Source organism: Arthrobacter sp. MYb23, assembly GCF_002979775.1.
Taxonomy (GTDB): Bacteria; Actinomycetota; Actinomycetes; order Actinomycetales; family Micrococcaceae; genus Arthrobacter.
Genome location: NZ_PCPR01000005.1, coordinates 68,454 through 87,616, shown reverse-complemented (window position 1 = coordinate 87,616; position 19,163 = coordinate 68,454). Strand labels below are relative to the sequence as shown.

Annotated in this window: 15 protein-coding genes; 7 read left to right on the top strand and 8 right to left on the bottom strand. The window is 62.6% G+C overall.

The window, feature by feature from the left end; all coding sequences use genetic code 11:
- Positions 1–61: 61 nt before the first annotated feature.
- The gene (locus CQ020_RS08195) at positions 62–1,129 is read right to left on the bottom strand and encodes a LacI family DNA-binding transcriptional regulator (protein ID WP_024820888.1); all 1,068 of its coding nucleotides are present in this window, start codon (positions 1,127–1,129) and stop codon (positions 62–64) included.
- Between the two features lie 206 nt (positions 1,130–1,335).
- A complete protein-coding gene (locus CQ020_RS08190) occupies positions 1,336–2,223 on the bottom strand; it encodes a LysR family transcriptional regulator (RefSeq protein ID WP_105691393.1) in 888 nt (295 codons plus the stop codon).
- 130 nt (positions 2,224–2,353) lie between these two features.
- Between CQ020_RS08190 and CQ020_RS08185 the strand changes: the two genes are divergently transcribed.
- The 3 genes from CQ020_RS08185 to CQ020_RS08175 all read left to right on the top strand — a co-directional run bounded on the left by CQ020_RS08185 (position 2,354) and on the right by CQ020_RS08175 (position 5,443).
- Positions 2,354–3,352, top strand: coding sequence for a nitrilase family protein (locus tag CQ020_RS08185; RefSeq protein WP_105691392.1), 999 nt, complete (start codon positions 2,354–2,356; stop codon positions 3,350–3,352).
- A gap of 83 nt (positions 3,353–3,435) precedes the next feature.
- Positions 3,436–4,212 carry a type 1 glutamine amidotransferase domain-containing protein gene (locus CQ020_RS08180; protein ID WP_105691391.1) on the top strand — a complete coding sequence of 259 codons (777 nt, stop codon included), beginning with the start codon at positions 3,436–3,438 and terminating at the stop codon, positions 4,210–4,212.
- Positions 4,213–4,420: 208 nt separating this feature from the next.
- Positions 4,421–5,443 carry a DUF808 domain-containing protein gene (locus CQ020_RS08175; protein ID WP_105691390.1) on the top strand — a complete coding sequence of 341 codons (1,023 nt, stop codon included), beginning with the start codon at positions 4,421–4,423 and terminating at the stop codon, positions 5,441–5,443.
- A gap of 100 nt (positions 5,444–5,543) precedes the next feature.
- Here the strand turns inward: CQ020_RS08175 and CQ020_RS08170 are convergent, their stop codons facing one another.
- Together CQ020_RS08170 and CQ020_RS08165 are read right to left on the bottom strand one after the other, a co-directional pair.
- Positions 5,544–6,773, bottom strand: a complete 1,230-nt coding sequence (locus tag CQ020_RS08170) for a M20 family metallopeptidase (RefSeq protein ID WP_105691389.1) — start codon at positions 6,771–6,773, stop codon at positions 5,544–5,546.
- Between the two features lie 26 nt (positions 6,774–6,799).
- Positions 6,800–8,248 (bottom strand): MFS transporter, encoded by a 1,449-nt coding sequence (locus tag CQ020_RS08165; RefSeq protein ID WP_105691388.1) that lies wholly within the window; start codon positions 8,246–8,248, stop codon positions 6,800–6,802.
- Positions 8,249–8,350: 102 nt separating this feature from the next.
- Between CQ020_RS08165 and CQ020_RS08160 the strand changes: the two genes are divergently transcribed.
- From CQ020_RS08160 to CQ020_RS08150, 3 genes are all read left to right on the top strand, one after another.
- Complete coding sequence (locus CQ020_RS08160) at positions 8,351–9,355, top strand: Lrp/AsnC family transcriptional regulator (protein WP_258141778.1); 1,005 nt, start codon at positions 8,351–8,353, stop codon at positions 9,353–9,355.
- 46 nt (positions 9,356–9,401) lie between these two features.
- Positions 9,402–10,295: a LysR family transcriptional regulator gene (locus CQ020_RS08155; RefSeq protein WP_105691386.1), complete on the top strand. Its 894-nt coding sequence runs from the start codon at positions 9,402–9,404 to the stop codon at positions 10,293–10,295.
- A gap of 132 nt (positions 10,296–10,427) precedes the next feature.
- Complete coding sequence (locus CQ020_RS08150) at positions 10,428–11,798, top strand: L-serine ammonia-lyase (protein ID WP_105691385.1); 1,371 nt, start codon at positions 10,428–10,430, stop codon at positions 11,796–11,798.
- Positions 11,799–11,880: 82 nt separating this feature from the next.
- Here the strand turns inward: CQ020_RS08150 and CQ020_RS08145 are convergent, their stop codons facing one another.
- The 3 genes from CQ020_RS08145 to CQ020_RS08135 are packed head-to-tail and all read right to left on the bottom strand — an operon-like array spanning position 11,881 to position 15,232.
- On the bottom strand, positions 11,881–12,915 hold the full coding sequence (locus CQ020_RS08145) for an AAA family ATPase (protein WP_105691384.1): 1,035 nt from the start codon (positions 12,913–12,915) through the stop codon (positions 11,881–11,883).
- 51 nt (positions 12,916–12,966) lie between these two features.
- The gene (locus tag CQ020_RS08140) at positions 12,967–14,118 is read right to left on the bottom strand and encodes an acyl-CoA desaturase (protein WP_105691383.1); all 1,152 of its coding nucleotides are present in this window, start codon (positions 14,116–14,118) and stop codon (positions 12,967–12,969) included.
- Positions 14,119–14,131: 13 nt separating this feature from the next.
- On the bottom strand, positions 14,132–15,232 hold the full coding sequence (locus tag CQ020_RS08135) for a ferredoxin reductase (protein WP_105691382.1): 1,101 nt from the start codon (positions 15,230–15,232) through the stop codon (positions 14,132–14,134).
- Positions 15,233–15,468: 236 nt separating this feature from the next.
- Here CQ020_RS08135 and CQ020_RS08130 point away from each other — a divergent pair, with 236 nt between their 5' ends.
- Positions 15,469–16,932 carry a glycosyltransferase gene (locus tag CQ020_RS08130; protein ID WP_105691381.1) on the top strand — a complete coding sequence of 488 codons (1,464 nt, stop codon included), beginning with the start codon at positions 15,469–15,471 and terminating at the stop codon, positions 16,930–16,932.
- A 24-nt stretch (positions 16,933–16,956) separates the two neighbouring features.
- On the opposite strand, the gene CQ020_RS08125 is transcribed toward CQ020_RS08130, so the two are convergent.
- A complete protein-coding gene (locus tag CQ020_RS08125; protein ID WP_105691380.1) occupies positions 16,957–19,161 on the bottom strand; it encodes a beta-glucosidase in 2,205 nt (734 codons plus the stop codon).
- Between the last annotated feature and the right edge of the window lie 2 nt (positions 19,162–19,163).

Here is a 19,163-nt window from a genome sequence, read left to right as displayed (position 1 = left end):
ATCTTCATCGTCCAAGGTGAAGGGGTGGGTAAGGGTTTGCTCTTCGACGTTGATTTCGCGGTCAGACCGAAGAGCGTTCTAGCAGCGGACAGTCGACCAATTGCTGGTCGGCAAGGATCGGCTGTCCTGCTGTCAGAGCGGCGAGCGTTTGGACGCCCAAGGCGCCCATTTTTTCGAACGGCAACGCAACCGTGGTCAGTTTTGGCCGAAGGTAGGCCGCAATGAGTTCCTGGTTGTCGAAGCCGATCACGGCGATGTCCCCGGGGATGGTCAGGCCCCGTTCCTTGATGGCGTCGTACGCGCCCATCGCCATACGGTCATTGAGGCAGAACAGCGCCGTTGGCCTGCCAGCTTCCGGGTAGCGGTCCAGGATCTGGCACGTGGCTTCATAGCCCCCGTCAGCCGTTGCGTATCCGGACACCACAAGTTCCGGGTCAAGCTGCAGCCCGGCGCCGGCGAGTGCTTCGCGTGCACCCTCCAAACGCCCCACAGCAGCCGGAATATCCGGATCAAGATTGATGACGCCAATCCGGGTGTGGCCGGCTTGCAGCAATCGTTCCATGGCCACACGTCCGCCCCCGCGCTCGTCAGGAACGATCGAGGGCAGCTTCCCGTCGGCGTCGAAGCAATTGATCAGGACGGTGGGTACTTCATTGGCGCTTTTCGGAACGTGGACGCTCCGGTGAAAAGTGGCTGCGTACAAAAGTCCTTCCACTCGTTGTTCCAACAGCTTTTCAGTTGCAGCATCTTCCAGACCCTCGTTGGGTCCTACAGCATCGGCCTGGTCGGAGGGCGCGATGAGCAGGAACCGGCGGTCAAGCCACGCTTGGTCCTGGGCTCCTTTGATGATGTCGACGGCGAACGGGGCCGTGACGATCTCAGTGACGATCCCGTACCAATCACTGCGTCGGGATGCCAGCGCACGCGCACCGGCATTGGGTCGATAGCCCAGTTCCTGCACGGCGTGATTGATCCGAGTTCGGGTTTCCTCGGAAATGCTGGCGTTTTCGCGGTTACTCAGTACAAACGAGACTGCAGTCCGGGAGACGCCGGCGTGGTTGGCGACGTCCTTCATGGTGACTCCCCGCTGCCGCACGGGTACGGACTCGTCAGGGTTGGTTTTCGCCATTGAATGCTCCGGGTGCTCTTGTTTGATCCGAGGGTGATGCCAGTGCTTCATTGTCTGGCTGCTCGGCGGGTAACGCTATTGGTAACGCGCGTTACCCGATGGGCATGTGACTTAGGTTACCCGCGTTACTTCGAGTCTGTCAACAGGCCGAATTGGCACCCGCAAAGCATTCTCGAGTGACGACGCTCTGCCAGCGCCCCCACCCATCAGCCCTGGTCATTCGTGGCAGCTTCGGCTGACGCAAGGAACAGCGGAACCAGGGAATTTTGACTCCCGCGGAGCCAGGCAATGCCGATGCTCCAGAATGCAGACTCTAAGTCAATCGGAATGAGCTGCACTCCCCCAGGGACTATCGCCGCAACGCTGGCCGGCACCACCGCGGAACCTGTTCCTGCGGCCACGAGCGCCAGCACTGTCAGCAGGTCCGAGGTCTCGTACATCACCGTTGGGCTGCATCCCAGATCGGTGAAGAGCTGGCTGGTTTGTGCCGCCAGCCCCGGTCCTCTCACCGGCAGCAGGCGAACCAGTGGACGGCCCCGGAGCCATTCCCGCAGACTTTCGCGATCAAGTCCAGGAACCGGCACTCCGGAGGGAACAGCAAGGGCAAGCTGGTCTCGGCGAATCACGCGTGCGCCAAATTCCGGCGGAGCCGGGAGCCGAACGAAGCCAACGTGCAAGGAATCGTTACCTAAAGCCTCGAATTGGGCAGTCGAAGACATGTCTTCGAGCTTGATGTCGACACCAGGGTGACGGGAACGGAAGACCGCCACTGCGCGCGGCGCCACGTCAAGGGCGGACATCCCGAACCCCACGTTGAGCACACCTTCGGCACCCATTGCCACGCGCTGCATGCGGTGAGCCAGGGCGTCCGCCCTGCGCACCAGATCAACCGAATCTGCCAGCAAAGCCCTGCCGGCAGGGGTCAGCGCAGCACCGTGGCGCCCCCGGGTGAACAGCGTGTTTCCCGCCTGCCGTTCAAGTACCTGAATTTGTTTGGTGAGGGCGGACTGGGTTGTCATGAGGTCCTTCGCTGCGGCCCCGAAGTTCCGGTTTTCGGCAACCGCTATGAATGAGCGCAACAAGCGAAGTTCCATTCCGCCACCTTACAGAAGTTCTCACCAATTACATTCCTTGGTGGAATCGAAAGATAGAAATAATTCAATAGACAGAATGCATTGGACTGAGAACCATGGGAGGAGTCAAATACCCCATCCAGGAGACCCGATGCCCAACCAAGCACTCCCGACCCCTCGCGCCGCAACCCTTCGCGCCTCGACCCTTCAGTTCGAGGCTGTCCCCAACCGGCCGGACCTTAATCTGAAGACCATTCGCCGGCTGGCAAGCATCGCCGCAGAGGAAGGAGCGCAGCTGGTGGTGTTCCCGGAAATGTGCCTCGTCGGCTACTGGCACCTACGCAGGCAAACTGCTCAGCGTTTGAAGCAACTTGCCGAGCCAGAGGACGGCGTCAGCATCCGCGCGGTCGGTGAACTTGCCCGGGAATTGGGCGTGGGTATCGGCATCGGATACCTGGAAGCCGGGGGTGACGGCCGCCTCTACAACTCCTACTCCGTGTGCCTACCCGACGGCGCCCGACACACGCACCGAAAAATTCATGCTTTCGAACACGAGGCCATCCACAGTGGCTCGGACTTTACGGTCTTCGACACTCCCTGGGGTGTCAGGATCGGAATCCTCATCTGCTGGGACAACAACCTCGTGGAAAACGTCCGCGCCACCGCACTCCTGGGCGCCGAGGTGCTCCTGGCTCCTCACCAAACCGGTGGCACGAACTCCCGCAGCCCGCGGGGAATGAAGCCCCTCCCCGCTGCCCTCTGGGATAACCGCGCCACAGATCCCGAGGCCATCCAAGCCGCCTTCCGCGGCCCGCACGGACGCCAGTGGCTGATGCGCTGGCTACCTGCCCGCGCCCACGACAACGGAATCTTCATTCTCTTCAGCAACGGCGTGGGCAAGGACGACGATGAGATCCGCACGGGCAATGCGATGATCATCGATCCCTACGGCGCCATCATCGCCGAAACCTGGGTGGCTGCCGAAGCGATTGTCACCGCCGATCTCGATCTCGGCCTGATCCCCCTTTCCACCGGCCGCCGGTGGATCCGCGGACGCAGGCCGGAGCTCTACACCCTCCTGACGCAGCGGCAAGGCAGCGAGTTCACTGCCCGCGCCGCACGTTTTTCGCCTGACCCCGTCATTCTCTAGACGACTCGTCGGTTCCTTCAGCACGTCCGCGAGGCCGGAAATGTGTGGGGCGTAGTGTGGATCGTGGACGAAAGGAGCACTTCATGAAGAAAATCCTCATGGTACTGACCAGCGTTTCCGAACTCGGCGATACAGGCGAGAAGACCGGCTACAACGTCGCCGAAGCCGCACATCCTTGGAAGGTCTTCAAAGATTCAGGTCACTTCGTCGATTTTGCCTCCATCAAGGGCGGCCAGCCTCCCAGCGACGAGGTAGACGCCGATGATCCCATCCAGGTTGCCTTCACCAAGGACGAAACCACACGCGCCGGGCTCTACAACACTGCCCGGGTGGACGTCGTGGATCCCGAACAATACGACGCCGTCTACCTCGTAGGAGGGCACGGCACAATGTGGGACTTCCCGGACAGTGAAGGACTCCAGCGTTTGGTAGCAAGCGTGTACGACGCCGGCGGCCTGGTGGGCGCGGTATGTCACGGCCCCGCCGGACTGCTGAATGTGGAACTTAAAAACGGGTTCCGCCTCGTCCAAGGACGGGACGTTGCCGCGTTCACCAATGATGAGGAAGTGGCCGCCGGCAAGGACAAGGTCATCCCGTTCTTCCTGGCAGACCGCTTGGAAGAACAAGGTGCACGCCACGTTTCCGCAGGTGTCTTTGAAGAGAAAGTTGCGGTGGACGAGCGCCTGGTAACCGGCCAGAATCCAGCCTCAGCGGCAGGCGTCGCCAAGGAAATGGAGAAGCTCTTCGCCGAGGTCATCCACCAGGAAAAGGCCGAAGAACAGCACGAGGCAGAGGCGCTGCGTGCTGAGAAGGACGCGGAAAAGAGCGCCAAGAAGGAAGCTGCGGACACCGAACACTAGTCTGCTGACACTGATCCGGACGGCCCCCAAGTGGGGGCCGTCCGACGATCTCCGGGCTACCTGCGAACCCGGCCGTCGGTGTGGACTCCCGCGCCTGGAACTCAGAACCGCCGACGTCGCCAGCATATAATCCGAGCATGCCAATAACGCGTTTCTACTCCGGTAGCCATACTCTGCTGTCCGCCCACGAGCTGGACGGGGTAGTTCTATGAGCGGCGGCCTGGTAGCGCTTTTGGACGACGTTGCAGCTCTGGCCCGCATAGCGGCAGCATCCGTGGACGACATCGCCGCAGGGGCCGCCAAGGCCGGGGCCAAAGCCGCGGGCGTGGTGATAGACGACGCCGCGGTCACTCCTCAGTACGTGTCCGGGGCGGACCCGTCCCGGGAACTGCCGATGATCAAGCGGATCTTCTGGGGTTCACTGCGAAACAAGCTGGTGATCATCCTCCCGGCGTTGCTGCTTGTCAGCGCCTTCATCCCGGGAGTTATCCCGTTCATCCTCATGTTGGGCGGCACCTACCTCTGCTACGAGGGAGCCGAGAAGGTTTGGCACAAACTCCGCGGCCATTCCGACGCAGGAAAAGCACCGGCTGTCCAACGCGGGCCCGAGGCCGAGGCCAAGGTGACCAAGGGCGCCATCACCACCGACTTCATCCTTTCCTGCGAGATCATGGTCATCGCCATGAACGAGGTGGCCGGTGAGTCTTTGTGGGTCAGGGCGTTCATCCTGGTAGTCGTAGCGGTGGTGATCACAGTCCTCGTCTACGGTGCGGTGGGACTCATCGTCAAGATGGACGACATCGGCCTGCACCTGACCACCAAGGACAACGAGGGCTCCCAGCGCTTCGGCCGCCTGCTCGTCAAGGGAATGCCGGCCGTACTGGCTGCCATCACCTTGATCGGGACCATCGCCATGCTGTGGGTCGGCGGCCACATCATGCTGCAGGGTGCACACGACCTCGGCTGGCACGGCCCCTATGATCTTGTTCATGTGCTCGAGACACCCTTCGCCGGGATCCCTGTGGTGGGCGGCTTCCTCGCTTGGCTGGTCAACACGTTGTGCTCAGCCATCCTGGGTGCCGTCTGGGGCCTGGTCATCATGCTGATCCTGCACCCGCTGCTCAAGGTGCTGCCTTTTGGCAAGAAGAAGGAAGGGCACGAGGAAGGCGACGTCCGCGCCGCTATTGCCGGTCACAAGCCCACGAATCACACCGAAGATCCAGTCTCCTAGCAAGCTGGCGGCTGACCGCACAGTCACTGCTGGACCCTCAGAACGGCACCCTTCAGGCTTCGCCTAAGGGGTGCCGTTCTGATGTTGGGGACTGTTGTGGTCACGCCTCCAGGGTTACCGTGGTGGCGCCAGGGCGACGGCCACCCTGCAGTTCCAGCAGTTCGTTTCTCAGGGTGGCGTCCAGAGCTGCGTCAAGGACTGTCAGGGCCAGGACAGCCGCGCCGTCGAGTACTGCCTGGTCCGCTTCGGGAGTGATGGCGTCGGCGGTGAAGTCCGGGTGGTGCGGAACGGCCGTGCTGTTGCGCACCACCACCATCCCGTGCACGGACGGGACCACTTGAGAGACGTTGCCCATGTCAGAGGATCCCCCGCCGAAAACCGGAGTCGTGTCCACCGGCCTCCCCACAGCCTCCATGTTCTGATCCCAGAAACGACCCAGGCCCCGGTGGGTCTCGAGGGGAGCGTAGGGATGTTCTGTCTGCCGATGCGTCCACGTGCAGCCGGTGGCGATTGCCGCACCCTCGAAGCATGCGAGTACGCGCCGCTTGAGGTTCCGCCACACTTCCACGTCGCCGGCCCGGACTTCCACTTGGACGGTCGCGTCACCGGCAATGACATTCGTTGCGCCTCCACCGTGAGAAATGAAGGCATTGGTATTGGCGTTCTCCGGCAGGTGCTGCCGGAGAACGGCCATGTTCATCAGTGCCAGGCTTGCCGCCGCGCCCGCGTTGATAGCCTTGTCCGGCGCACCGGCTGCATGGGCTTCACTTCCCTTGAAGTGGACTTCGAAGCGCTCTACGGCCGCCATGGTGAATGCCGACGCGCTTCTTTCCGTCCCGGTCATCCCGTGAACCATCAACGAGAACGCGGCATCTTCCCAGGCACCTGCCTGCAGCAGGGACACCTTTCCACCACCGTGCTCTTCAGCCGGGGTGCCGAGCAGTTTGATGCGAAGTCCGGCAGCGTCAGCAACCCGTTTGAGGGCCAATGCTGCGCCGACGCCGGCGGCGGCGATCATATTGTGGCCACAGGCATGACCCACCTCGGGGAGGGCGTCGTACTCAGCACAGATTACTACCGTCAGTTCCCCGCTACCGTAGATTGCTTCGATCGCCGTCGGGACGCCATAGGCGCTTTCCGTGACGTCAAAGCCGCCTTCGCGCAGGACTTCAGCCACGGCAGCAGCCGATTGATGCTCCTCCCAGGAGATCTCCGCCAGTGCGTGGACTTTGTGGCTAAGTTCCAGAATGGAAGCCCCGACGGCGGTTACGGAGTCCTGCACAGCCTCCCGCAGGGCGGCCTTGGAAGTGATGTCGATGGAAACGGTCATTGGATACTCCTTCGTTGGGTGGGATGTCAGTTGACGGGTTCGAGGGCATCGGCATCAGCCGATGCAGCGACGGATGCTGCGGTTGGCTTCGCAGGCCGAATGAAGAGGACAGCCACGGCGAACAGAACGGACAATCCTGCGCAGATCCACCAGACAGCGTGGAAAGACAGCTCGGTGGCGGCCCTCGGTCCGGCCGTTGTGGGTGTGGCCAGTGCAGCCATCAGCAGTGCGAAAAGTGCTCCCGCCACGCCACCGGCTGCAGTGCGTGCAGTGTTGTACAGACCGGAGGCGATTCCCACCGAATCTGCGGCCGCCCGTTGGACCACCAGCGTTGGCAAGGTGCCGCTGACCAAGCCGGCACCAAGGCCTGCGATCACCAGCCATACAGCGAAGGTGATCAGGCTTCCCGGCGCCAGAATCATGAAGACGTAGGCCACAGCACTCAGGACACCGCCTAGAGCTACGCTGCGCGGACCGCCGAGCGCACGGGCAACCCGGTCGCTGAGGGAAGCCCCCAGAAATGCTGCCAATGCCATGATGCTGAGCATGGTTCCTGCTGCCGATGCTGCAGCGCCAAAGCCGAAGCCCAACGTAGCGGGGTCGGAGCGAAGATAGACCGAGATGGGCGCTTGTGCACCGAAGAGTTGAGCGCCATAGAGGAAAGCGACGACGATGGGCAGCCCGATGCCGCCACGGAGAAGCATGGTTAGGTCCACCAGTGGGTGCTCCGTCCGGCGGGCCGAAACCACCCAACCAATGAGGAGTGCAACACCAGCCAGCATGGCGATCGCTGTGTTCATGGGCGGCCATGTTGAGAGGTTGGAGGCGCCGCCAAGCAGGGCTGCCAAACCGCCGCCCAGCAGCAAGGCGCCAAAGTAGTCCACCCTGCCCTTGCTGCGTAGCGGCGTCTCTTTGACGAAGATCGCGATCCCGGGAAGGCATAGCGCCATGAAAATCGCGGGCATGAGCAGGGTGATGGACAAGCTCTCCACGGCGTCCAGCACGATTCCGGAGAGCAGGCCACCTATGGTCGCTCCAAGTGTCAGCGCCGCGACGAGCCTGCCGATGCTTCTCCCGGAGCGCGCCGAGTCACGCTGGTGCACGATGGCGAATTCGAGGGGAAGGAAAACAGCCAGTGGTGCCTGAATTGCCCGGCCCAAGAGGAACAATTCGTAGTTGGGTGCGAAGGCCACCAAGACGGACGCAGCGGCCACGATTGCTGTGGCGATCATCAGGATCCGCTTGTGGCCGTGGATATCGCCGAGCTTGGACAGGAGGGGAACAACCAGGACCGTCGCCAGGAGGTAGGAGGCGCTGATCCAGTTAAGGGACGCAGCTGAGACTCCGTAGTGTTCACCGATGGTTGAGAACAGAGGATTCAGCCAGCCCTGAAGGATGCCGCTGCCAAGCTCCATGACCACCAGGAAGCCGACGGCACCAGCCGCTGTGGTGGATTTCTGCGCAGTTGTACGCATGAGCGCTCCGATGTGATGAGAAGTGAACGGGATCACAACATCATGGAATCCACATGTTTCCGATTGATGAAATTGCAGTTTTCCATGGATATGCTTCATCTCATGTCGAAAAACATGCTTGATCCCCTTGAGGAGCGCATCATCCATGCTCTTCAAATAGAAGGCCGGGCACCTTGGAGTGAACTGGCACCTGTGATCGGCGTGGACGCCGTAACTTTGGCCCGGCGGTGGGAGTCATTGAGGGAACGTGGACTGGCCTGGACCACCGGCATCTTCCCTGGCGGCGCTTCTGCCTTGATCGACATCACCTGCCACCCTCAGCAGATCAGCGAGGTTGCCCGCCACCTCGCACAGATCCCGGAAGTGCTCACCTTGGACCACACCTCGGGCGGGCGCGACTTATTGGCCACCATGCTGGCTGAGAGTCCCCTGTCCATCTGGGATATCGTCACCAACAGCATTGGTGCTTTGGACGGCGTCAGAAACACCCAAACCCACCTCGTCACCGAAATAGTCATGGAGGCCTCCGACTGGAGGATGCGAGCCCTGAGTTCCCAGGACGCCGCGAAGATCCCACGCCCCCGCCCGCCTCGGGCCAGGGCCCCGCGGGCAGTACACCCCGACGTCGAAGCGGCTCTCCGCCACTGCCTGACTGAAGACGGGCGGCGTCCAGTCAGCCGGATCGCTGCCGAGCACGGCCTCAGCGAGCAGCGCGTCGCCGACGGGCTCGCGCGCATGCGCGCAGATGGCATGCTCCGGATCCGAACGGACGTGGCCCGGACAGTAACCGGTTGGCCTGTCTACGCTTGGTACTTCATGCGGACTGCCGCCAAGCACATCCAACAAATGCAGGGACTCATGGCCCGGATTCCCGAAGCACGCACAGCGCTGGCAGTCGCAAGTCAGTACAACCTCGTGGTGGCGGTATGGCTACGGGAAATGTCGGACGTGATGCGCTTCGAAGCCGCTCTGGAAGCCGCCGTGCCCAGTGCCAGAATCGTTGACCGGAGCGTAGTGTTCAGGATGAGCAAGCACCTGGGCAGGCTCATTGACGAACAAGGTGCCGCGACGCTGGGATTCATCCACCCGTCGTCGGCAAGTAGCTAGAGCCGCGCTTCTAAGGTTAAGTGGTCCTAAACCAAAGGAGGCCCCCGTGCTCGATATCCGCCGGCTGCAAATCCTCAAGACCCTTGCGCTCGAGGGAACTATGACCGCCGCTGCCACCAAGCTGCACATGACAACATCGGCGGTAAGCCAGCAGTTGGCCGTGCTTGAAAGAGAGGCAGGACTGGCACTGCTGGTCCGCGCCGGAAGGAATGTACGGCTGACCGAGGCCGGTGCAATGCTGGTGGACCACTATGCCAGGATCGCCACCGAGGTGGAGGCGGCAGAGGCCAACCTGAAGAAGCTTCAGACAGACGTGCGCGGGCGGCTGTCCATCAGCGCCTTCCCCAGTTTCTGCAGCACAGTGCTCCCCTCGGCGCTTATGTCCCTGCACGCCGGTTATCCACGGTTGGAATTGACGGTTTCGGACCTGGAACCATTCGAAAGTGTGGCCCAGCTGAGGGCCGGGCACATTGATGTGGCTGTGGTGGATGACCTGCACGATATCCAGGATGAAGGGCTGGTCAAGACCATCCTGGGCAGGGACGAGATCATCCTCTGCCTCCCTGGAGACCGTCAGGTGTCCACGGACGCTACACTCTCAGACTTCGCTGACGAACGCTGGATCCTGGACCAGGAAGGCAGCGTCTTTGAGCAGTTCGTTCGCCAAACCTGCCGGAATGCCGGATTTGAGCCGAATGTCGTAGCAAACTGCCGCAACCTCATGGCCATGCTCGGATTGGTTCGCGGCGGCCTGGGCGTAGCGCTGATGAGTGAGCTGAACCTCGGACGCGAGACCGAGGACCTGGTGGTACGCCGCGTGGATCCGGGGTACGGCCGCAACATCATCGTCCTGCACCGCGCTGCCAGCCGTGAATCGCCGGCGATTGCCGCCGTCGTCAGTGAACTACGGAAAGGTACAGACGCACGAGCCACAGCATGACTTCATTGGTACGCGAACGAAACCGTTAAGTTTTGCTTGAGGTTCTGTTCAAAAGATGCCGATAGACGCCCGACCGCATTCGCCTCCAAGCTGGTAGGAGATCCCAACCACTTTCCACCCCGGAGGTATCCCATGGCCCTGAGTGCCCTTGATCTGTTCTCGATCGGAATCGGCCCTTCGTCGTCCCACACCGTGGGGCCGATGCGCGCGGCCCACTCATTCGTTCGCATCCTTGAAAGCGAAGGAAAGCTCGACGCCGTTGACCGGCTCCACGCCGCACTGTTCGGTTCCCTGGGGGCTACTGGTCGTGGGCACGGCTCAGATAAGGCGGTCATCCTGGGTTTCATGGGAGAGACCCCGGAATCCGTGGACACACTCACGGCGGACCGTGCTGTAGACGAAGCCACAGAGGCCAGGAAGCTTCTGCTCGCGGGGCGCCGGATGATCTCCTTCAACAGAGCCAAAGACGTGGTGCTCCACCTGCGGCAGTCCCTTCCGGCGCACCCCAACGGCATGCGGTTCCAGGCCTTCGACGGTCAGGGGAACATCCTGGCCGAACGTGTCTACTACTCGGTGGGCGGTGGCTTCGTTGTTGACGAGGACGCTGTGGGGAAGGAGCAGCCGGATACGGTACAGCTCCCCTACCCGTTTTCCAACGCCGAGGAATTGTTGGCTCACTGCGCCAGGGACGGCCTATCCATCAGCGACGTCATGCTGGCCAACGAAGGCGTCTGGCGCAGCGAAGAGGAAACCCGTTCTAAGCTCCTCCACATCTGGGAAACCATGAAGGAGTGCGTCTCCCGCGGCTGTAGCCGAACCGAAGTTCACCTGCCCGGAAACCTGATGGTCCGCCGTCGTGCGCCCCGCCTCCTGGCGGACCTGCAGGCCAAAGACGACAGCAGCGATCCTTTGCGCGCCGTGGACTGGGTCAACCTGTTCGCCCTGGCGGTCAACGAAGAGAACGCCACAGGCGGTCGCGTTGTCACGGCCCCCACCAATGGCGCCGCCGGAATCATTCCCGCGGTACTGCACTACTACATGATGTTCATCCCCGGAGCCTCCGAAGAAGCTGTGGTGCGGTTCCTCCTCACCGCAGCTGCCATCGGAGTCCTGTTCAAGAAGAACGCCTCAATCTCCGGGGCCGAAGTTGGGTGCCAAGGGGAAGTCGGATCAGCGTGTTCAATGGCGGCCGGAGCGCTCTGCGAGATCCTTGGCGGAACCCCTGAGCAGGTGGAGAACGCCGCCGAAATCGGGATCGAGCACAACCTGGGCCTGACCTGCGACCCCGTGGGTGGCTTGGTGCAGATTCCTTGCATCGAACGCAACGCCATGGCCAGCAACAAAGCCATCAACGCCGCACGGATCAGCCTGCGTGGCGACGGCATGCACCACGTATCCCTGGACACAGCCATCAAGACCATGCGAGAGACCGGCGCCGATATGAAGAGCAAGTACAAAGAGACGTCCCGGGGCGGCCTCGCCGTCAACGTGATCGCCTGCTGATCAGCAGCTAGCCAAAGCCTTGATCATTCTCCTGGACCTGATCGGAACACCACTGTAGGTGATCGCATGTTAAGGGATCCGGTCAGACCAACCAGCTCCACCAACGTGACCGCTCCGGTTCCGGAGTGGGTTCAGGTTCCGGCTGTTCACCCAAGGCCAGCGCCGCCTCGACGATGTCATCTCCGGTGAGGGTCATGACTGCCTCACGATCGAGTGCGTCCAGACTATGTTCTTCATCGAGCGACAGCCGGAGGGCCTGCCGGTTGAGTGACTGCTCGAACAACGTCCGGGCGAACCGCGCGTTACCGGACTCCTCGCCCGCGTGAAGCCCGGTGAGGATGCGACGCAGCATCTGGTCCGCTCCCGGCTCCAATGTGTATTCGTGCTGGAACAGCATTTGGTGGAAAATCGTCTGAAGCTCGTCGACGGAGTAGTCAGGGAACGTGATCTCCCGTGCGAACCGGGAGCGAAGTCCAGGGTTGGAGAGCAAGAACGCGTCCATGAGCCGCGGATACCCGGCCACGATCACCACCAAGCGGTGACGGTGGTCCTCCATCCGCTTAAGAAGGACCTCGATTGCCTCGGGACCAAAGTCCATCCGGCCATCTTCCGGGGCCAACGCGTAGGCCTCGTCGATGAACAAGACACCGTCCAGCGCACGCCGGATCACCCTGTCCGTCTTGATGGCGGTCGCACCGACGTACTGCCCCACCAGGCCCGATCGGTCCACCTCAACCAAATGTCCTTTTTGGAGCAAACCGACTGCGCGGTACATCTCGGCCAGTAGCCGCGCCACGGTGGTCTTGCCCGTTCCGGGGTTTCCGAGGAACACCAGATGCTGTGACGTGGCAACCTCCGGCAGGCCATGCGCCTTACGACGGGCCTGTACCCGGAGCAGTGCCACGAGGGCCCGCACCTGTTCCTTCACGGTCTCCAGTCCCACCAGGGCGTCCAGCTCGGCCTGCACTTCGGACAGCGGCCGTGCCGGGCCCGGCCTCACACCGATCACATCGCCTACGAGGTCTTCGACACGCTCCGAACCTGACAACTTGAGTTGACTGGCCAGATGGCCAATGTTTTCGCGCAGGTCATCGAGCGGATTGCGGCTTGCAGCCATACATCAACTGTAGTACCCGATTTCCGACGACGGCGCGCTTGGGCTTCACTCCTAAGGCAGGGCGAGCTTGAAGACTTTGGCCCACGCAGAGCCCACTTGTTTCAGCAGGGGCCCATGGGTGTATTTCAGGCCGTAACGCTCGCATATTTCACGGACCTTGGGAGCAAGCTCTGCGTAGCGGTTGGATGGCAGATCCGGGAAGAGGTGATGCTCAATCTGGTGCGACAGGTTCCCTGTCATGAGGTGCATGAACCGTGACCCCGAGATGTTGGCCGACCCGATCATCTGACGTACATACCAGTCGCCGCGGGTTTCGCCTTCCACCATTTCCTCGGTGAAGGTGTCCGTTCCTTCAGGGAAGTGGCCGCAGAAAATAACGGCATGGGCCCAGACGTTGCGGATGGCGTTGGCAGTGAGTGTGCCATAGAGGGCTTGCTTCCCCGAACCCGACAACATGGCCAGGGCCGGAGTGGCTGCATAGTCCTTGGAGAACTGCTTGAGAGCCTTCCGCCCCAGCGCTTTGAGGTCCTTGTTCATGGCCTCCTTCGATTTCAGGCCTTCCTTATACTCGGGGATCTCCAAGTCATAAATGGCTATCCCCCATTCGAAGACGGGCGCGAGCAGAGCGTTGTACAGGGGGTTGCCCAGGTTGAAGGGCTTCCACTCCTGATCGGGGTCCATGCGCAGAAGGTTGTAGCCGACGTCGCGGTCTTTGCCAACCACATTGGTCCAGCGGTGGTGCAGGTCATTGTGCGTGTGCTGCCACGAACGTGAGGGGGTAACGAAGTCCCACTCCCACGTGGTGGAGTGGATGTCCGGGTCGCGCATCCAGTCCCACTGGCCGTGGAGGATGTTGTGGCCAAGTTCCATGTTCTCCAGGATTTTGGCCACGCTCAGGAGGGTTGTGCCCGTGAACCAGGCGGCCTTGTTCCTGCCCACCAGCAGCGCGGCGCGGCCGGTGATTTCCAAGGTCCGTTGGATCTTGATCATTCGCCTGATGTAGGCGGCATCACTGGAGCCCCGCTTGGCAAGGATCCCGTCACGGAGGGCATCGAGCTCACGGCCCAGTTGGGCTACTTGCTCATCGCTCAGATGTGCTGCCGCAGGTGGACGGACCGTGGGTCTCCCCGCCTCGGCAAGCGCCCCAGGACGGGTCTTGGGCCCGACGGCGGTGGCGTAGCTTTTGGCTGAAACTACTGACATGCGGTTGTACTCCTCAGATTTCGAGGTTGACGGGTCCGGCAGCTGCCGAGACACACGTTTGGATTAGTTCCCCCGGCGCCCCGTGGATTTCCCCGGTGCGCAGATCGCGGACTCTGCCGGCGAGTAATGGCGTGAGGCAACTGTGGCATATGCCCATGCGGCATCCGCTGGGCATCAGCACGCCAGCGTCCTCTCCGACGTCCAGGATGGGGACACCGCCGTCGGCCATTACCTCGCGATCGGAAGCTTCGAACGTGACCAAACCACCTTCGCTTCCTTCTCCTCCCCGGAGATCGGTGCTGAACCGCTCAATAGTGAGCGGTCCCGGCCCGGTTCCGCTGCTGGCTTCCTTGCCGGAGGTGGCGGCACCAGCCAGCGCCGCTTGTTTCCACAAAGCTTCCGTGTCATCCAGGAAGGACTCAGGACCGCATGCGTACGCTGCTCTGTCCCGCCAGTCCGGGCAAACGTCTTCCAGAACCGCCGTGGATGAGAAGTTCATGCGGCCACGACCACTGGTGTGCCATTGCACCATCCGGAAGTTGGGAAATTGATCAGCAAGTTCAGCAAGTTCCTCGCGGAAGATGCTGTCACCTTTCCCGCGGGAGGAGTGGACCAGCACAACGTCTGCGTCGGGGCGGCTGGGGACGAGTGTCCGAATCATTGACATGACGGGCGTGATGCCGCTCCCCGCAGTGAGCATCAGCAGTGAACGGGGATGCTCAGGGAGGACGAAGTCGCCCTGGGGCGGAGCCAGGAAAAGGACATCACCCACTTTGGTCTCGCGGACCAACGTTCCGGAGACGGATCCAACGTCAGTGACCGTGATGGCCGGGTCCTTGCCGGCTGGCGAACTCAGGGAATAGGACCGCCATTGCCGGACCCCGTTCAGCTCCACACCTATCCTCGCCCATTGACCGGCGAGGTGGGCATGCCAGCCGCGACCGGGTCGGAAGAAAATAGTGGCTGACTGGGCTGTTTCGTGGATGACCTCAGTGACGACTCCACGCAACTGACGAGACGAATAGACCGGGTTAAAGAGCGCCAGGACATCCTCCGGCGCCAACGGGGTGGTCAAAACCGACGCGATGCGGGCCAAGGGCCGAAAGCTGACCATGAACTACTCCTCACGGACGGAACCACTACCGGACATGGGAAAGCCCCTCACTGGGGGCTTTCAACCGAAAGGCGAAGGAGTGCCCGGATTGGTCAGCGATGATGCGCTCCACCACTCAGGGCTCCTATCGCCCATGGCGGTTTCAGAAGACAGTAGTACGTCCACCGGACGCCATGCAAACCCGAATCAGTGGAGCCGGCGGTCCTCAAGGTGACGCAGCCTGCTAGCCTCTCCTCATGCGCACAACGTCGGCCCAAGCCGAAGCAAGGGCCAGTGGACAGCGCGTACTCATCCTGTCCGCGGGCGTGGGATCGGGGCATAACAGCGCCGCTGCGGCAGTGGAGCAAGCCTGCGCCGCACGCACGGACATTGCCGAGGTGCAGGTGCTGGACGTACTGCAAGTGAGCAGCGTCCTCTACCGCGCGCTCCTGGGCAAGGGTTACTTCGTCCTGGTGGAAGACTTGCCATGGTTGGTCGAGTGGGGCTATGACATCAGCAACCCGCCGTTCCGGCGCCGTGGCCCGATCGACCCCTGGACGCGGGTGAACTCCAGTCCCGTGGTCAGTGCCATCAAACGGTTCCGCCCCACCGCGATTGTGTGCACACATTTCCTGCCGGCCCAGCTGCTGGCCTCACTGCTTCTTCGCGGCGTGGTGGATGCCAAGACTGCTGTGGTGACCACCGACTACGACTTCCAAGGACTGTCGCTGTCGGGAGCGTTCCACAAGATCTTTGTGGCCAGAGAGGAGGGAAAGGTGGAGCTGATGGCGCTCGGCCTTCCTCCCGATCGTGTGGCTGCCACGGGAATCCCGATTAACAAACAGCTCAGTCCAGCGCCTGTACGCGATTCCACCAAGCCACCGATGCTGCTCATCTCGGCGGGCGCGAGCGGTGGCGACTACGCCCTCTCGGTGGTGCGCCAGACAATGCACATGCGCTCGGAGTTTACGGCCACCATCGTCTGCGGACACAACGATGCACTGCGGCAGCGCATCGAGGCACTGGTGGCGTCGGCTGGCGACCGCTACAGCGTCCTCGGTTTCACGACCGAGATGCCACAGCTGCTGCAGCGGGCAGACTTGTTCGTGGGCAAGCCGGGCGGGTTGTCAGCGTCGGAGTGTATGGCTGCGGGGCTCCCCATGGTGCTTGTGAACCCGATCCCTGGTCAGGAGGTACGCAACGGCGATTACCTGATGGAGCAGGGGGCAGCAGTTCGCTGCAACGCGGCCGCAACCATCGGTTGGAAGATCGATGAGGTTTTGCGCGAGCCCGGCCGCCTACAGATGATGCAGGCGGCGGCTCTGAGAACAGGCCGCCCTGACGCCGCGGCTAACGTATTAAACGAGCTGCTGGGCGGCTCGTCCCGTCCACTGGTGGTGACGCGGGCGGCGCAAAGAACTATTCTTGCCGCCAGCGAGCAGCGTTTCGTCGCGACCGATCTCACGGGGCCCTCATCCTTGGTCCGCTTGGTCGACCAGGCGTCGGGCAGCACGGTTGCACTGCTGCAAGAGGAGGAGCTGGCGGATCTGCAGAAGCGACACTCGACGCCGGACGGTGAGTTGGTGCTGCGGCGCAGCCAGGCGTCCCCGCTTCGCCATTGGGAGGAACGCCGATTGCTGCGTGCCATGCTTCGGGGCGACGACGCACTGCCTGTCCGTGTCGAAGGGCCGGCGGAACCGTCCCGCGATCTTCCGGGGTAATGGGTCGCGTCCCCCCGCTGGACATCAGGCCTGCTGGCCGTCTGTGATGACTTCCTCGTTCGCCAGGCCCTCCGTGCGATGCAAGGGGACGGCGTTCTCCCAGCTGGCTGGACTGTGTTGGCTGGCGAGCAAGGCCCACTCCCCCGCGCGGGGAGACCAGCGCCGAGTGGCGGGATCACGCTGCAAGGTTGGACCCGCGTCCAGCACCACCCGCACAGTGGCCTCCGCGCCGGGCTGCATAGTCACCTTCCGGAAGCCCAGGAGCTGAGCGACTGGTCTGCGAACAGACACGTCCGCGGCATACACCTGAATGACGGTGGATCCCTTGCGGTCGCCTGTGTTGGTGACGAGCACGTCCGCATGGCCACCGGTTTCGTCCAAGGTGTGCTCAAGGAGGCGGTGTTCGATCGTCGTGTAGCCCAGGCCGTACCCCAACGGGAACGCGGGCCTATGCCCCTCGCCGTCGAGCCGGCGCTGACCCCATTGCTCGTCATATTCAACGGATTTTGCCGCGGAGTCGAAGAATGGCAGATGCGCGGCGTCCGTTGGCAGCACAAAGGGCAGACGTCCACCGGGCTCCTCACTACCGGTCAGGACGCTCGCGAGAGCGCGGCCACCCTCCATCCCTCCGTACCAAGCCATGAGGAGCGCTGGGACGCTGTCCCGCCAGGTCTCCGTGAGGATCGCGCTGCCGCCGATCAGCACCACCACGGTCCGGGGATTCGCGGCGACGACCGCCTGAATGAGCCGTTCGTCGGAGGGGCGCAGGGTAAGCGAGCTGCGGTCGCCACCTCGGACGAAGCGTGCGGCCAGGTGTGCGAGTCCTATGAGAACCCGACGGAGGGGACCTGAACCAAAGGTCCTGCCAAGCACGCCAACATCCACACCTCCGGTAACCACCGATTCACCCTCGTCGTGCTGGTCCAGGCCGACGACGACGATCGCAGTCTCCGCCGCGGCTGCCAATTCTGCCGCTCGGCCCTGATTCTGGCCCGTAGTGGTGGTGATCCGGACTCCGGGAAGCGCCTCACGCAGGCCTTGGAGCGGCGAGGCCGTGGAAGGAGGCCGGACACGTGACGAGCCATGATCGCCGAGGTTTGCTAGTCCGGCGAGTCGTCCAATCACCGCGAGATGTCCGGTGGTGGGAGCCAATGGCAGTAGCGGCGCCGCACCAACAGTTTCATTCTTCAGCAGTACGATCGACTCTGCGGCCGCCTGGTGGGCAAGAGCGCGGTGCGCAGGGGAAGCGATGACGGCGCGGGTCGGAGCCTCCATCTCCCGGGTTGCGGCATGCTGCACGCATGTGCGCAGGATACGGCGCGCGGACTGCAGAACTGTTGCTCGGCCCAGGTCACCGTGACGCAGCGCGGCCGGCAGCTCACGGGCGCGCAGCAGCCGGAGCGGCATCTCCACGTCCATTCCTGCCTCCAGGCTGACCACTGCATCGTGGGTCCCGAACACCCAGTCGCTCGTCACGAACCCGGAGAACCCCCACTCCTTGCGCAGCACATCCGTAAGCAGGGCGCGGTTGACGTCCATGTACTCGCCTCGGACGCGGTTGTATGCACTCATCACGGAATCGACGCCGGCGTCCACCACAGCTTTGAACTGCGGTAGATACACCTCGTGAAGGGCGTGTTCCTCCACCGCAACGTCCACCTCGAAGCGCTCGTTCTCCATCGAGTTGAGCGCGAAGTGCTTCACGCACGCCATGGTGTTCACGCGAACGCCCCGCGTCAGGGCCGATCCCATCTGGCCGGTGAGTACGGGGTCCTCTCCGTAGCACTCCTGCGCCCGGCCCCACGCAGGGTGGCGAAGCAGGTTCACGCAGACTGAAGCCGAGTAGTTTGCTCCCCTTGCCCTGGTCTCGAGACCGATCGCAAGCCCAACCCGTTCCTCCAGCGATGGATCCCAAGTGGCTGCCCGCGCAATAGTCACGGGAAAAGCCGTGGAGGCGCCGATCACCACGCCGCGGCCGCCGTCGCTGAACCTAATGCCCGGTATGCCGAGTCGCCTGACTGCACCCGCCACGAACGGGCGCCTTCCGAGCAGTACCGGGATGAAGGGAAGCAGCCACCTGGGCGAGTCGCCGTCGAGCAGCCCGAGGATCTCCCCGTCCGTCATCAGGCCGATCAGCTGGTTCGCCGCGTCATCCGCGTTGAGCTCACCCGCACGGACTGCCCGGACTGCATCGTCGTACGCGCTGCCCGTCACCGCGGTCGTGTCCATCA

What these genes read in the sequence shown, in the direction of transcription:
- CQ020_RS08195 (WP_024820888.1), bottom strand. Translation starts at nt 1,129, where the DNA reads ATGGCGAAAACCAACCCTGACGAGTCCGTACCCGTGCGGCAGCGGGGA.
- CQ020_RS08190 (WP_105691393.1), bottom strand. Translation starts at nt 2,223, where the DNA reads ATGGAACTTCGCTTGTTGCGCTCATTCATAGCGGTTGCCGAAAACCGG.
- CQ020_RS08185 (WP_105691392.1), top strand. Translation starts at nt 2,354, where the DNA reads ATGCCCAACCAAGCACTCCCGACCCCTCGCGCCGCAACCCTTCGCGCC.
- CQ020_RS08180 (WP_105691391.1), top strand. Translation starts at nt 3,436, where the DNA reads ATGAAGAAAATCCTCATGGTACTGACCAGCGTTTCCGAACTCGGCGAT.
- CQ020_RS08175 (WP_105691390.1), top strand. Translation starts at nt 4,421, where the DNA reads ATGAGCGGCGGCCTGGTAGCGCTTTTGGACGACGTTGCAGCTCTGGCC.
- CQ020_RS08170 (WP_105691389.1), bottom strand. Translation starts at nt 6,773, where the DNA reads ATGACCGTTTCCATCGACATCACTTCCAAGGCCGCCCTGCGGGAGGCT.
- CQ020_RS08165 (WP_105691388.1), bottom strand. Translation starts at nt 8,248, where the DNA reads ATGCGTACAACTGCGCAGAAATCCACCACAGCGGCTGGTGCCGTCGGC.
- CQ020_RS08160 (WP_258141778.1), top strand. Translation starts at nt 8,351, where the DNA reads ATGTCGAAAAACATGCTTGATCCCCTTGAGGAGCGCATCATCCATGCT.
- CQ020_RS08150 (WP_105691385.1), top strand. Translation starts at nt 10,428, where the DNA reads ATGGCCCTGAGTGCCCTTGATCTGTTCTCGATCGGAATCGGCCCTTCG.
- CQ020_RS08145 (WP_105691384.1), bottom strand. Translation starts at nt 12,915, where the DNA reads ATGGCTGCAAGCCGCAATCCGCTCGATGACCTGCGCGAAAACATTGGC.
- CQ020_RS08140 (WP_105691383.1), bottom strand. Translation starts at nt 14,118, where the DNA reads ATGTCAGTAGTTTCAGCCAAAAGCTACGCCACCGCCGTCGGGCCCAAG.
- CQ020_RS08135 (WP_105691382.1), bottom strand. Translation starts at nt 15,232, where the DNA reads ATGGTCAGCTTTCGGCCCTTGGCCCGCATCGCGTCGGTTTTGACCACC.
- CQ020_RS08130 (WP_105691381.1), top strand. Translation starts at nt 15,469, where the DNA reads ATGCGCACAACGTCGGCCCAAGCCGAAGCAAGGGCCAGTGGACAGCGC.
- CQ020_RS08125 (WP_105691380.1), bottom strand. Translation starts at nt 19,161, where the DNA reads ATGGACACGACCGCGGTGACGGGCAGCGCGTACGACGATGCAGTCCGG.